Genomic DNA, 14,390 nt, shown 5'->3' with positions numbered 1-14,390 from the left:
CGCTAATAGTCTTTTATATTTGATGCATTGACTAGTTCAACTTCTACAGGAACCCTTTGAGGAAATACTTTTCTTCCTTTAAAATATTCATCTGCAAATGCTACTGCTGTTTGCGCCATTACTTTAGGAAATTGCATGCCTGTCGCTGCGATTTTCTTTTCTCTGATTTTTTCAATTACATCTCCAGCTCCGTCAAATCCAAAAATTTTGACTTTATATTGTTTTCCTGTTGCCTGCAAGGCTTGAAAAGCTCCCATTGCCATGGCATCATTGCCGCAAAAAACAGCATCGATATCAGGATTAGCCTGCATGATTGTTTCTAAAACTTCCATAGCTTTGGTACGGTCGAAATTACCGCTTTGCTGAGCCACCATTTTTAGATTCGGAAAATGATCTACAACCGAATGAAATCCTCCTGATCTTGCCCAAGTGTTGTTATCACCTACAAGTCCTAAGATTTCGACATACTTTCCTTTTTCTTTTAATTCTTTTACAAATTCGATTCCGATAGAAACGCAACCTGAATAGTTGTCTGAAAGAATTTGACTTGTAGCGGCATCATCAACATTAACTTCTCTGTCCATGCAAAAAACAGGTATTCCTGCAGTTTTAGCCTTTAAAATACTCGAAATAGAACCGTCAGAATCTGTTGGGTTTAAAAGAATAGCATCATAACCAGAAGAAATAAGGTTTTCAAAATTATCCGATTCAATAGCTGGATTGTTTTGAGAATCAAATATTTTGGCTTCATAACCTAATTTACGGGCATCAGCAGCCGCTGATTCTGCCAACATTACAAACCACGGGTTGTTTAATGTGGAAACCACAACTGCAATTTTAGGTTTTTCAGCTTTTTCTTTTGAAGAACAGCCTAAAATTAAGACCATCAGTACGATTATTAAGGAAAGGTGTCTTATTTTCATAAGCTTAATAGATTTAAGGCCGTATTTTTTAGTCCATTAGCAGATATGCCATAATGATTGAAAATTTCGGTTTGCGAACCAGATACTGTATGGTCATCCGGTAATCCTACAATTTTGAATTTATTAGAACATCCGTTTTGAAATAATAAAGAAGTTACCGCTTCGCCTAATCCTCCATTTACGGAATGTTCTTCAACAGTAATAATAGGTTTATTATTTCCAGCTGTAGCCAATAATAATTCGGTATCCAAAGGTTTAATGGTATGAAGACTTATTATTTTGCAACTAATATTATATTCTTTTTCTAGAAGTTTAGCCGCTTCTACACAAGGAAGTACCGCTTCGCCCGTGGCAATAAAACTCAAATCATTTCCTTCCTGAATGATGCGTCCTTTACCTATTTTGAAATCAGTTTTATCTGGGTTGAGGTTTGCAGGCATCGCTTTTTTTCCAAAACGAAGGTAGATAGGGCTTTTCATTTCGGCTGCCTGTTTGATGGCTTCTGCAGTTTCATAATTGTCTGCAGGTGCTACAATGGTAATATTATTAATAGCTCTCAACACTGCAAAATCATGTAAACTATGATGCGTAGTTCCTAAAGCACCATAACTTACTCCCGCACTGATACCGATTAATTTTACCGCATTATCAGAGTAAGCAACATCATTTTTAATTTGTTCCAATGCGCGTGCCGTAAGAAAACAGGCTGGAGATACAGCAAATGCCTTTTTGCCCATACTAGCCAATCCTGTGGCAACGCCAACAAGATTTTGTTCGGCAATACCAACTTCAACTATTTGTTCAGGGTATTTCTGGCCAAACGGCACCAGTTTTCCCGAACCTCGAGAATCACTCGTAACAACTATGATATCTCTATCATTGGCGGCTAAGGATTGAAGAATTTCAGAAAAAACTTCGAGATTAGCAGTGTTAATTGTATTTATTTCTACCATTTTTTAGATAGTTTCAAGTTCTTGTAATTGAATGTCTAATTCTTTTATAGCTAAATCATATTGTTCCTCTGAAGGAACGCCATGATGCCATTTCAAAACGTTTTCCATATAACTGACTCCTTTTCCCTTAGTTGTATGCGCGATGATAAAACTCGGTTTTCCGCTTTCTAAGGGTAAATTATTAAGCGTTTGTGAAAGCTCTTCTAAATTATGACCATCAACATGAGTTACTGCCCAGCCAAAAGCTTCTAATTTTTTATCAATAGGTTCTAATCCCATCACATCGGCGTTTGAAGCCGTAATTTGAAGTTTATTGTAATCTAGAATGGCTGCTAGATTATCTAATTTGTAATGCGCAGCAAACATCATAGCTTCCCAATTTGAACCTTCCGCCATTTCACCATCGCCTAGAATGGTAAATACTTTTACGTCTGAATGGTCTATTTTTGCTGCTAAAGCTACTCCCGAACAAATCGATAAACCATGTCCTAATCCGCCTGTATTTTGCTCAATACCAGGAATAGATTTAGTAGGATGTCCTATATATGGAGATTTGTATTGACACAGGGACAATAAATCTTCTTCAGGAAAAAAGCCTTTGTCGGCTAGAACTACATACAAAGCTTCAACACAATGTCCTTTGCTCTGAATAAACCTATCTCTGGTATTAGAATTAAAATTCTGAGGAGAAATGTTCATGACATTATTGTACAATACATTTAGAATATCCACAATAGATAGACTTCCTCCAGTATGACCCGCTTTGGCATTGTAGATATATTTGAGTATTTTTTTTCTACTCTCTATCGATTTTCGTTTTAATTCGGAAATATGCATCTTAATTCATTTAGTGTTTGTAAACTTCCCAGCCCATATAATTTCCTAGGGCTTCTTCTAAGATTGCTGCAGTTTTTGAGGCATTCATTACTACATGGTGTTCAAATCCGTTTTTACAGATGTATTTCATTAACTCTTGTAGATTAGGTATTTGCGCTACAGCTCTATTGCCAAAAGTATTTAATGAGTCATCAGTAAGTTCGCCTTCGCCAATATAAACTTTAATGATTCCTTTAGGATCATCCGTGCTAATTCTTCCATAAGTAAGTGGCATTGCTGGTGTTCTTCCGTCTAAGGCACCGTAGGTATTTTCAACTCCAACAGTAGTTCCTAAAATAGGAGCAGTACTTAATTGGATGTCTGGAATGAATGATTTCGCCCAATTTCCACAATGAAATAGTACACATTTCTCAGGATCATCGGCGTAGTTGTTATTCCAATCTACTAGTGCACTTGGTGATCCTGAAGCCAATTGCATAGCATACATGCTCAAAGTTCCTGTGACATCTACCTCACAAGCACTTGGAAGCATATTTTCACTCATGATACTCATACTTGTGCACACATTGCAACCATAGTTTTGTTGCAGTGAAGTCCAACATTGAATAGCTGTAGCGTCTAAAGCATGTTCTTCCATAAAATCTTTCAGGACAACATCTAACTTTGCAATTTGAAGCATTGCTTCATTAGGCGTTTTACCTTGGGCAACATACGCATTTATAGATTCTAAATGTTGTTTGACTGAAGCATCTTCTGCAGTTAATTTATTTGCTTTTCCTAAAATTTCAGATAAATCGGCTGTAGTTACTGTTATGCCATTTCTTTGTAATATTTTTTCAGAATAGCGAACGGTATTAAAGGCGCCTGGTCTGGCTCCAATAGCCCCAATGCGTACATTTCGCATTCCTTTAACCACTCTGCAAACAGCTGTAAAGTCCAGTAAGTCTTTTTGAAAAATTGGATCAGATGGACTCATAACGTGCTGACTTGTCAAAGAATATTTTATACCATATTGGTATAGATTGTTGCAGACTGAGATTTTACCACACCACGAATCACGTCTGTTAGCTACGTTTAGTTTGGTTAATTCGTCGGGATAGGCCTGTATCAACACAGGAACGTTTAAATTAGCAAGTTTTAGGGTGTCGGCTACACCTTTTTCATCTCCAAAATTAGGCAGTAAAACAAGTACTCCCATAATTTCATCCTGATGTTTTTTGAATAGTTCGGCACATTTTTGGGCTTCTTTATAGGTTTCTACGCCACCCAGTTTAGTATCCGTGCTGTCTAATAAAATGGGTTTGATATTTAATTTGGTAAAAACTTCAATAATTTCAAATCTTGCCTTTTCTACTAAACTGTCTGGAAAAAAATCTCTGTTTCCAATTATTACTCCTAATGTTGATATTGCCATTACTTTTTATTAAAAGGGTTTTGTATCTTATGCTACTATTACTTCAATTTCGTTGTCTCTAAAGACTTGTTTGTGTTTTTCTTCAATATTGTTGTCAGTTATTATATAATCAATTAGCGAAAGTGCTCCTAAACTGGCGAGTGCACTTTTGCCAATTTTTGTGCTATCTGCTACTAGATACGTCACTTCTGCGGCTTCTATCATTGCTTTTTTTACAACCAAATCACTAATACTAGGATACGTAAGTCCTGCTTTTAATGATATTCCTGCTGTGGCTAAAAACAATTTCTGAACATTCAATCCCTTAAAAAAGTCAGCAGCTTTCTGTCCTGTCAGTGATAATGTAGGTGGTTTGAATTCTCCACCAGTCATGATAACCTCAATATCTGGATCTGTTCCTAACAATAATGCAATGTTTAATGCATTGGTAATTACAGTTAGCTGTTTTATTCCTTTTAATCTTTTTGCAATTTCTGTTGTTGTCGATCCGGAATCTAAAATGATAGTATCTCCATTGTCAATAAATTCAATGCACTTTTCAGCAATTGCCGATTTCTTTTCAAGATTTTCCTGACGTTGCAACGAAAAACTACGTACTTGATCTTCTACATTTTTTATGCTTGCTCCTCCGTGTTCTTTCAGAATTAATCCTTCGCTATCTAGTTTTTCTAGATCTTGACGAATCGTTACTTCTGTGACTTTGAATAAACGAGCTAAATTGTTCACTTTAGCAAAACCATCTTCTTTCAAAAGGTCTAGTATTTTTTCTCTTCTTTGATTGGCTAACATCTTATTAGTTTTTTATAATTTGAATAACAAATATAGACAAAAGCAAAATAAATTAAGAGTAAACACAAAGTGAAAACGAATTAAACATAAGTCAAATGTAATAAAAAATAATTAAAACAAAAATAAAAGAAAGAAAAAGAAAGTAAAAGAAAAATTTTTGAAAGATTTAGTAACTTTAAGTGTTGTGCTTAAAGATGTCTGATTTTTAAATTTACACTAGTTTTATTGATGTTAGTAACGGTATTTTTCGATTTTTTTGTTTTGTAACATAAGAATAGCTTTTTGAGAAAAAAAGCTTTTATAAAGCCCTCTAGTCAAAAAAATATAATGATATGAATGTATTTGATAGAGAAATTGAATGTCAGGTTAGGTAAGGAGTACCTTATATTTGTAATATTATTGGAGAAGTGGTTTTGTATTGAAAACTGAAAGAAAGCTTATCCATATAATCTTTTCAGTAGAGAAGCTATTAAAAGAGATGCAAAAAGAATGATTTGTATTATAAATCATAAAAAAAAAAGAAAACCTCCAAAATCAATTTGACTTTGGAGGTTTGTTTTTAACTTAATTTAAGGTCGTAACGTTCTTCATTAAAGGTTAATCCCCATTCTTGAACTTCTTCAGATTGAGTAAGTTCAAAGCCTGCTAGTTTATACATTTCTAAGGCTTTGTTTTGGAGATTTGTGGTGAGCAAAAAGACATTTTTATATTGTTTTTCTTTACAAAAATTTACAGCATCGGTAAGAAGTTTTTTTCCAATTCCCAATCCTCTAAAAGCAGGATCTAGAAGAAACCATCTCAATTGTGCTTCATCATTAGGTTGATGAACGATGGCTACACAACCTACAATTTTGTTATTGTATTCTGCCATCCAAACCCGGTCGTTTTCGGGAGAATAATTTTCTAAAAAAGTATAAAAAGTCTTGATTACATATTTTTCAAAATCAGTCGAAAAATTATATTCTTTGCTGTAAATCGTACCGTGTAGATGAATAATATATCCAATATCTCCTGGAGTAATTTCGTGACGGTATTTGATATCTTCTCGTGCTATTTTATTATCCGTCAACAAATTTCTAACGGTATGCATCGAATTGACTAAGATTTCCTTTTCAGAACTGTTTAGCTTTTCAATTTTACCATCAATCTTATTTTCAGATTTTGTATTCAAAATGCTTAATAATTCATTTCCTGAATCGGTAAGTTTGATATTAAAAGCACGTTTATCTTCATCTGATGCAATTTTCACAATCAGATTTTCTTTTAGAAAGCGTTTTAAAATCCGACTTAAATAACCTTTATCTAGATTTAATATTTCAGTGATTTTTTGTGCTGTTATGATTTTGCCTTCGCTGATCTCATAAAGGATTCGTATTTCTGTTAAAGAATATTCGCTATCCAAATAATGTTGACTTAAGATGTCTAAATGGGCAGTATAAAAGCGATTGAAACTTCTAATTTTTGAAGTTGTAGTATTCATGATTTTATGATATTGTATTTCTGAAATACAAATATATAAAATTAGTTGCTTTTGTCAACTATTTGAAAAAATGTTTTTTGAAAAGAAAAATTATGAATATAGATTATTTTCAAATTTGCATTCATTTTAAAAGATTCCCCATAATTATAGTCCTAAAATCATTATTGAATGTTCATCGTAGTTTTAGATGAAATTTAAATGTTTATTTTTCGAATAAGTTATACTCATTTAAGTATCTTTTTTATTTGAAATGTGTTTAGTGATTTTAAAACCTCTTATATTCCTCCATCTGTTATGATCCAATTGTTTGGTTGAGAAGTTAATTTAGCTTTTCCAGCATCACTTGCAGAAGTTCTCTTTATGGTATAGAAATTTATATTTATAGCTGTTTTAACAGGTCTTGAACTCCAACCATTGTAAATAGAATCTAAATTAGTAGCAGAGTAGTTTTGTGATAGTTTTCCAGACATAAAATTTGTAAAATTTGTAACATTAGAAACATGCCAAGAGCCAATATTCTGATTAAATGTGGTAGCTCCTGAAAACATACCTCCCATGCTAGTAACATTGGAAACATTCCATAGTCCAATTGGTTGATTGAATGCGGTTGCGTAACTAAACATACCAGACATATCAACAGAACTTGTTGTATTTATCATCCAATTACTAATAGCGTTACTGCCTCCGTTGTTAAATGCATTTGCTCCATAAAACATATTTGCAAAATTTTTCGAGTTTACAACATTCCAAGAGCCAATGTCTTGATTGAATGCAATTGCACCTTGAAACATTCCCGAGAAATTTACACAAGTTGAAACGTTCCACATACCTATATTTTGATTGAATGTAGTTGCTTCATAAAACATATTTGAGAAACTCGTTATCCTTGAAACGTTCCACGAACCAATTGGTTGATTAAATGCGACTGCTGATCTAAACATTGATTCAATTGAAAGGTTAGGATTTGTATTTATTTTCCAATTATCAATAGTGTTGCTACCTCCATTATTAAATGCAGTCGCACCTTGAAACATCTTTGAAAAACCTCCCGAGTTAGAAACATCCCAAGAACCAATATTTTGGTTGAATGAGGTTGCGCCTTGAAACATGCTTGTGAAATCTGTAACATTAGAAACATTCCATGCATCAATATTTTGATTGAAAGCTTTTGCATTAATAAACATACCATTCATTTGAGTCACACTTGATACGTCCCAAATCCCAATTGGCTTATTAAATATAGTTTCTTGAAACATTTGAGTCATGCCTTTAACTTTTGAAACATTCCAAGAACTAATGTCTTGATTAAAAGTATAAGCAAAAGCAAACATAAGTCCCATACTTGTGACGTTTGAAACATTCCAGTTGTTTATTGAACTACTGCCACCATTGTTGAAAAACGGAGATGATTGAAACATTTTATCTGTATTAGTAACCGATGACATATCCCAAGCTCCTATATTTTGATTAAATGCGCCTGTACCAAAAAACATTGCATTTGTAAGTGTAACCTTGGACATATTCCAATTTCCTATTGGTTGATTAAAAACCGTAGAGCTTTGAAACATGCTACTCATTACAACTGAATTTGTCGTATTAATAACCCAATTATTAATATTCGAATTCCCACCATTATTAAAACTTATAGCATTATGAAACATAAATCCAAAATTTGTCACGTTTGAAACATTCCAATTTCCGATTGATTGATTAAATGATCTTGCAAGACTAAAAGTAGAATTCATAGTCGTAACAAGAGAAGTATTCCAGTTGTTTATTGTATTACTTCCGCCATTGTTAAACAATGTTGCTCCTTGAAACATACCTGATATATTTGTTACATTTGAAAGATTCCAAGAACCAATGTTTTGATTGAAATTTGTACAATTATTAAACATTGTTGCCATAACAGTAACACTACTTGTGTTCCACTCATCGATTTTACCTATACTTGTTAATGAGGTACATGATACAAAACAGTTTGTTAAATCTGTTGTTCCTGCTAAATCTAAAACATCTAATACTCTTGCTAAATTTAAATTGCTGCATCCATAAAAATAACTACCTGTATTTCCGAGCATTAATTTTCCCCAATTCAAAACAGATAAGATCTTTAATCGGTCTCCTGCATTGTTAAATTGCCATCCATTACAGATTCCTGTAATTTTAATTAGATAATCTCCTTCAACTGAATAAGTGTGAGTTGTTTCAGCTTGATTCCATTTAGTTATAGTATCAGAACTCCCATCGCCCCAATCTATTATGAAGTTGTAAGTGCCTGATGAAACTAGAGGAAGTTTTATTTGTGTGGTAGCGCTAGATCCTGTAGAAATATTAGAAGTTCTCCAGGTAGAAACGAACGATTTTTTCGTCCTACCAAAAATAGTGTTTTGTATTAGAGCTCCCATAATTACACCCCTAATAATAAAACACTATTGGTATTTCCTCTTTTTGTAAAAGTAAAAATTTGCTTTTCGGTTGTTGCTGATGGATTTCCAAACAACCAAGTATGAGGAGCTGTTATCGCCCATGTAACAGTTATTCCAGTTAAAGTAATTCCGTTAAAAATAAAACTTTCGGGTAATGTTGGCGGAACCGTAATGGTACAGTTAGTGTTGAAAATTATCGTTTTACCGTGCCAATTGGTAGAAATGGTTTGACTTGAACTTACTTCAATTTGATTTGAAATATCTTGTTTATTGGATAAATCAATATTTCCGTCTCCCAGAATTGATTCGCCATTAATTGTTTTAAAATCTAAAGTCGATGATAATTCATTAAATTCTAATTCTCCATTTTGATTGGTTACTAAAATTTTACCCGAAGTATTTGTTTCTAGATCGGAAACTTTTATTCTGTTGTGGTTTGTATGCATTTTGTTGTGGTATTTTTTATTTATTGTTTTAAATGTCTTAAAAAAACAAAATTGTAGAAGAGGTTTATATCCCTCCATCAGTAATAGTCCAATTATTAGGAGAACCAGTCAAAATTGCTTTTCCTGCAATTGATGAAGATGTGTATTTAGCAGTTCCAAATGTTAAATTAACATTGGGTTTAACGGGTCTACTGCTCCAACCTTTATAAATTGCATCTAAGTTAGCTGTTGCAAAATTATTTACTGATTTACCTAGCATAAAGTTCCCAAAATCTGTCACATTGGAAACATTCCAGGGGCCAATATCTTGATTGAATACGGTTGGTGTGCCAATAGAATAAAACATACTGTTCATATTCGCAACATTTGTAACATTCCAAGAATTTAAAGGCTGATTGAATGCAATACTTTGATAAAACATTTGAGACATATTTGTAACGTTTAAAACATTCCACGAATTAATTGGTTGGTTAAATGCTATTGCCCTTTTAAACATTCCGAACATTGTTACGTTTGATGTTGTATTAATAACCCAATTATTAATGTCAGAACTTTCACCATTATTGAATAATGGAGAATATTCAAACATTGATTGAAAATTTGTAACATTAGATACATTCCATGAACCTATATTTTGATTAAAGTTATTGCACGAGTAAAACATATTTTGCATTGTTATGATAGCAGAAGTGTTCCAATTATTTAAAGGCTGATTGAATGAAGATGCATTAGCAAACATACTACTAGCAATCAGAGATGTCGTATTTAATACCCAATTATTGATTGTATCGCTTCCACCGTTGTTAAACGCTATCGCATTGTCAAACATAGCAGCGAAATTTGTTACACTAGATACATTCCAAGAGCCTAAGTTTTGATTAAATAATGGAGCTCCGTTGAACATTTGAGACATATTATTTACATTGGAAACATTCCATGAATCAAGTGATTGATTAAATACTGATGCTCCAGTAAACATAGACGCCATTGTTATAACTTTAGAAGTATTCCACGAATTAATTGGCTGATTAAATGAAGATGCACCATAAAACATACTTGCCATATTTACATCAGATGAAGTATTTAAGGTCCAATTATTAATTGTATTACTTTCTCCATTATTAAATGCATTAGCATCTTGAAACATACTTTGAAAATAACTTACGTTAGAAACATTCCAAGAACCAATATTTTGATTAAAAGATCTCGCTCTCATAAACATTAATCGCATATTAGTTACATTTGCTACATTCCATGAATTTATTGAATCACTACCTCCATTATTAAAAGCATTGTTGGTATAACTTGTGAACATAGATTCGCACGTAGTAACATTGCTCATATTCCAAGAACCAATATTTTGATTAAATGCTGTAGCATTCAAAAACATTTGAGCACAGCTAATGTTTTTTTCAGTATTCCAGTTTCCTATAGGTTGATTAAATTTAGTCGCTCCTGAAAACATTCCAAACATAGTAATTGGAGAACTTGTATTTAATGCCCAATTATTTATGTCGGAACTTCCTCCATTATTAAATGAGGTTGCTCCTGAAAACATATTAGTGAAAGTTATTACTTTTGAGACATTCCAAGAGCCAATATTTTGATCAAAAGAAGTCGCTCCTGCAAACATCTCTGTAAAAATTGCACCATTTGAAACGTTCCATGAGCTTAAATCCTGATTAAAAGATGCCGCATTTCGAAATATATTTTGAAAAAAACCGCAGAATTCAGTATTCCAATTATTTAGCGGCTGATTAAATGATGTAGCATTACTAAACATTCCGCTAAGAGTTATTGTTCCAGTTGTTCTAAATACCCAATTGTTAATATCAGGACTTCCTCCATTATTAAACTTTGAATTATGAAAAAACATATTAGCGAAATTTGTAGAATTAGAAACATTCCATGCACCTATATTTTGATTAAATGGAGTCGCGTAAAACATTGATTCAAATGTTGTAATGTTTGATACATCCCATTCATTTATTTTATTAATCGCATTTAAAGATGTACAAGCGCTAAATGCAAATGCAAGACTTGTTACTCCTTTTAAATCAGGAACATCTGCTACAGTTGATAAATTTAAATTTTCACATCCACGAAAATAAGAACCTATAGCAGGATTTAGTTTTAATTTTCCCCAATTCAAAACAGATAAGATCTTTAATCGGTCTCCTGTATTGTTAAATTGCCATCCATTACAGATTCCTGTAATTTTAATTACATAATCTCCTTCAACTGAATAAGTGTGAGTTGTTTCAGCTTGATTCCATTTAGTTATAGTATCAGAACTCCCATCGCCCCAATCTACTATGAAGCTGTAAGTTCCCAATGAAACTAAAGGAAGTTTTATTTGGGTAGCAGCGCTAGATCCGGTAGAAATATTAGAAGTACGCCAGGTAGAAACGAACGATTTTTTCGTTTTACCAAAAATAGTGTTTTGTATTAGAGTTCCCATAATTACACTCCTAATAATAAAACACTATTGGTATTTCCTCTTTTTGTAAAAGTAAAAATTTGCTTTTCAGTTGTTGGTGATGGAGTTCCAAAGAACCAATTATGAGGAACTGTTATTACCCATGTAACAGTTACTCCAGTTAAAGTAATTCCGTTAAAAATAAAACTTTCAGGTAGTGTTGGCGGAACTGTAATGGTGCAGTTAGTGTTGAAGATTATCGTTTTACCGTGCCAATTTGGAGAAATGGTTTGATTTGAACTTACTTCAATTTGATTTGAAATATCTTGTTTATTGGATAAATCAATATTTCCGTCTCCCAGAATTGATTCGCCATTAATTGTTTTAAAATCTAAAGTCGATGATAATTCATTAAATTCTAATTCTCCATTTTGATTGGTTACTAAAATTTTACCCGAAGTATTTGTTTCCAGATCGGAAACTTTTATTCTGTTGTGGTTTGTATGCATTTGTTGTGGTATTTTTTATTTATTGTTTTAAATGTCTTAAAAAAACAAAATTGTAGAAGAGGTTTATATCCCTCCATCAGTAATAGTCCAATTATTAGGAGAACCAGTCAAAATTGCTTTTCCTGCAATTGATGAAGATGTGTGTTTAGCTGTTCCAAATGTTAAATAAATATTTGGTTTAACAGGTCTACTGCTCCAACCATTATAAATTGCATCTAAATTTGTTGATGAATAAGTAGCTGCTATTTTTCCAAACAGAAACCCATGAAAATTTATAACATTTGAAACATTCCAATTCCCTAATGGTTGATTAAATGTGGGAGCTGTATAAAACATATTCTGCATTGTTGTAACATTCGAAACATTCCAATTATTAATCGTGTTGCTACCTCCGTTATTGAAAACTAATGCTGCTGCGAACATATTTGACATATTAGTTACAGATACAGTGTTCCATGAGCCTAAGTTTTGATCAAATAATACAGCACTTTGAAACATATCTCCGAAATTTGTTACTAAAGAAACATTCCAACTCCCTATGTCTTGATTAAATGCAGAAGCAGACCAAAACATACTATTCATATCAACAACTCTGCTCGTATTCCAATTTCCTAATGGCTGATTGAATAATCTCGCTTGTTTAAACATTGAAAACATAGAAATATTAGAAGATGTAGAACTATTAATAACCCAGTTGTTAATTGAATTACTACCACCATTATTAAAAACATTTGCTTGAACAAACATTTCAGAAAAATCAATTACTTTAGAAACATTCCACGAACCAATGTTTTGATCAAATGCGAACCCGAAAAAAAACATTCTCTGCATAGTTGTTACGTTTTGTGTGTCCCAATTTCCTATGTTTTGATTAAACAAATACGCTCTTTGAAACATTGCATTCATAGTTGTAACATTTGTTGTATTCCAATTGTTTAATGGCTGGTTAAAGACTTCAGCTCTATAAAAAGTTCCTATCATATTGGTTACATTAGATGTATTCCAAGTATTTAAAGGCTGATTAAAAATAAGGGCTTCAAAAAACATTTGCTGTAAATTAATAACTCTGCTAGTGTTCCAATTGTCTAATGGCTGATTAAATGCAGAACATTGATAAAAAACCGACTGCATTGTAACATTTGCTGTAGTGTTTAATACCCAATTATTAATAGTGTTGCTGCCACCATTGTTGAAAATTGTACACCCTAGAAACATTGAATTAAAACTCACAACTTTGCTAACGTTCCAAGCCCCTAAATTTTGATTAAAATTTTTACAGCCTGAAAAAATACTAGATAAATCAACATTCGAAGTTGTGTTTAAAATCCATCCTCCTATTGTTCCAGAACCTCCATTATTAAAAGCTGTAGAATTCTGAAACATTGAAATAAAATTAGTTCCTTTTGTAACATTCCACGAACCAATGTTTTGATTAAAATTTGTACAACCTGAAAACATTAAATTAAATCCTGTTCCGTTTCCTGTACTCCATAAATTTAATGGCTGATTGAAATTTGTGCAATTTTGAAAAACACTAGTAAATAAACTCACATTACTTACATTCCAATTATTAATCGTGTTACTTCCGCCATTGTTGAAATTTGTACAATTTTGAAATAAAGCGGAAAGATTTACAACATTCGTAACATTCCACGAACCAATATTTTGATTAAAATTTGTACAGCCCGAAAAAGTTGCGTTTAACGAATTAATCACGCTTAAATTCCACTGTTCAAGTTTGTTTATTGTGGTTAGTGAACTACACCCAAAAAAACTAAATACTAATCCATTAACATTTGGAATATCTGATACTGCATTAAGAACTAAATTAGCACACCCATGAAAAGCACCTGAACCTAATATAAAGTTTCCCCATGAACTTACTGATGTAATTTTTAGTCTATCGCCACTATTGTTAAACGCCCAACCATTTAATAAGCCACTTATTTTTATTGTATAATCTCCTGCAGATGCATAATTATGCGTTACTTGGGTTTGATTCCATTTAGTTATAGTATCAGAAGTCCCATCGCCCCAATCTATTATGAAGTTGTAAGTGCCTGATGAAACTAGAGGAAGTTTTATTTGGGCAGCAGCGCTAGATCCATTAGAAATATTAGAAGTTCTCCAGGTAGAAACGAACGATTTTTTCGTTCTACCAAAAATAGTGTTTTGTATTAGAGCTCCCATA

The 14,390-nt window shown here is 32.7% G+C and carries 11 protein-coding genes; all 11 read right to left on the bottom strand.

Going from position 1 to position 14,390, the window contains the following annotated elements; translation table 11 throughout:
* Positions 1-2 precede the first annotated feature (2 nt).
* Positions 3-923, bottom strand: coding sequence for a D-ribose ABC transporter substrate-binding protein (locus NQQ59_RS07765; RefSeq protein WP_257698166.1), 921 nt, complete (start codon positions 921-923; stop codon positions 3-5).
* A complete protein-coding gene (locus NQQ59_RS07760) occupies positions 920-1,876 on the bottom strand; it encodes a transketolase family protein (protein ID WP_144215080.1) in 957 nt (318 codons plus the stop codon). Before NQQ59_RS07760 ends, NQQ59_RS07765 begins: the two co-directional genes overlap by 4 nt.
* 3 nt (positions 1,877-1,879) lie before the next feature.
* The gene (locus NQQ59_RS07755; protein ID WP_144215079.1) at positions 1,880-2,713 is read right to left on the bottom strand and encodes a transketolase; all 834 of its coding nucleotides are present in this window, start codon (positions 2,711-2,713) and stop codon (positions 1,880-1,882) included.
* Between the two features lie 10 nt (positions 2,714-2,723).
* Positions 2,724-4,127, bottom strand: coding sequence for an L-fucose/L-arabinose isomerase family protein (locus tag NQQ59_RS07750; protein ID WP_144215078.1), 1,404 nt, complete (start codon positions 4,125-4,127; stop codon positions 2,724-2,726).
* Between the two features lie 27 nt (positions 4,128-4,154).
* Positions 4,155-4,916, bottom strand: coding sequence for a DeoR/GlpR family DNA-binding transcription regulator (locus NQQ59_RS07745; protein ID WP_144215077.1), 762 nt, complete (start codon positions 4,914-4,916; stop codon positions 4,155-4,157).
* 559 nt (positions 4,917-5,475) lie between these two features.
* Positions 5,476-6,396, bottom strand: coding sequence for a bifunctional helix-turn-helix transcriptional regulator/GNAT family N-acetyltransferase (locus NQQ59_RS07740; protein WP_144215076.1), 921 nt, complete (start codon positions 6,394-6,396; stop codon positions 5,476-5,478).
* A gap of 275 nt (positions 6,397-6,671) precedes the next feature.
* Positions 6,672-8,804 (bottom strand): BspA family leucine-rich repeat surface protein, encoded by a 2,133-nt coding sequence (locus NQQ59_RS07735; protein WP_144215075.1) that lies wholly within the window; start codon positions 8,802-8,804, stop codon positions 6,672-6,674.
* 2 nt (positions 8,805-8,806) lie between these two features.
* Positions 8,807-9,271, bottom strand: a complete 465-nt coding sequence (locus NQQ59_RS07730) for a hypothetical protein (RefSeq protein ID WP_144215074.1) — start codon at positions 9,269-9,271, stop codon at positions 8,807-8,809.
* Between the two features lie 64 nt (positions 9,272-9,335).
* On the bottom strand, positions 9,336-11,732 hold the full coding sequence (locus NQQ59_RS07725) for a BspA family leucine-rich repeat surface protein (protein WP_144215073.1): 2,397 nt from the start codon (positions 11,730-11,732) through the stop codon (positions 9,336-9,338).
* A gap of 2 nt (positions 11,733-11,734) precedes the next feature.
* Entirely contained in the window at positions 11,735-12,199 is a 465-nt protein-coding gene (locus tag NQQ59_RS07720) for a hypothetical protein (RefSeq protein ID WP_144215072.1), read from the bottom strand.
* A gap of 63 nt (positions 12,200-12,262) precedes the next feature.
* Positions 12,263-14,389: a BspA family leucine-rich repeat surface protein gene (locus NQQ59_RS07715; protein WP_257698165.1), complete on the bottom strand. Its 2,127-nt coding sequence runs from the start codon at positions 14,387-14,389 to the stop codon at positions 12,263-12,265.
* Between the last annotated feature and the right edge of the window lies 1 nt (position 14,390).

The sequence above is a fragment of the Flavobacterium panacis genome, from assembly GCF_024649945.1.
Lineage (GTDB): Bacteria > Bacteroidota > Bacteroidia > Flavobacteriales > Flavobacteriaceae > Flavobacterium > Flavobacterium panacis.
This window is presented reverse-complemented; position numbering and strand designations above follow the sequence as displayed.

Excerpts from the sequence above, each read along its gene's own strand:
- NQQ59_RS07765 (WP_257698166.1), bottom strand. The coding sequence starts at position 923 with ATGAAAATAAGACACCTTTCCTTAATAATCGTACTGATGGTCTTAATT.
- NQQ59_RS07760 (WP_144215080.1), bottom strand. The coding sequence starts at position 1,876 with ATGGTAGAAATAAATACAATTAACACTGCTAATCTCGAAGTTTTTTCT.
- NQQ59_RS07755 (WP_144215079.1), bottom strand. The coding sequence starts at position 2,713 with ATGCATATTTCCGAATTAAAACGAAAATCGATAGAGAGTAGAAAAAAA.
- NQQ59_RS07750 (WP_144215078.1), bottom strand. The coding sequence starts at position 4,127 with ATGGCAATATCAACATTAGGAGTAATAATTGGAAACAGAGATTTTTTT.
- NQQ59_RS07745 (WP_144215077.1), bottom strand. The coding sequence starts at position 4,916 with ATGTTAGCCAATCAAAGAAGAGAAAAAATACTAGACCTTTTGAAAGAA.
- NQQ59_RS07740 (WP_144215076.1), bottom strand. The coding sequence starts at position 6,396 with ATGAATACTACAACTTCAAAAATTAGAAGTTTCAATCGCTTTTATACT.
- NQQ59_RS07735 (WP_144215075.1), bottom strand. The coding sequence starts at position 8,804 with ATGGGAGCTCTAATACAAAACACTATTTTTGGTAGGACGAAAAAATCG.
- NQQ59_RS07730 (WP_144215074.1), bottom strand. The coding sequence starts at position 9,271 with ATGCATACAAACCACAACAGAATAAAAGTTTCCGATCTAGAAACAAAT.
- NQQ59_RS07725 (WP_144215073.1), bottom strand. The coding sequence starts at position 11,732 with ATGGGAACTCTAATACAAAACACTATTTTTGGTAAAACGAAAAAATCG.
- NQQ59_RS07720 (WP_144215072.1), bottom strand. The coding sequence starts at position 12,199 with ATGCATACAAACCACAACAGAATAAAAGTTTCCGATCTGGAAACAAAT.
- NQQ59_RS07715 (WP_257698165.1), bottom strand. The coding sequence starts at position 14,389 with ATGGGAGCTCTAATACAAAACACTATTTTTGGTAGAACGAAAAAATCG.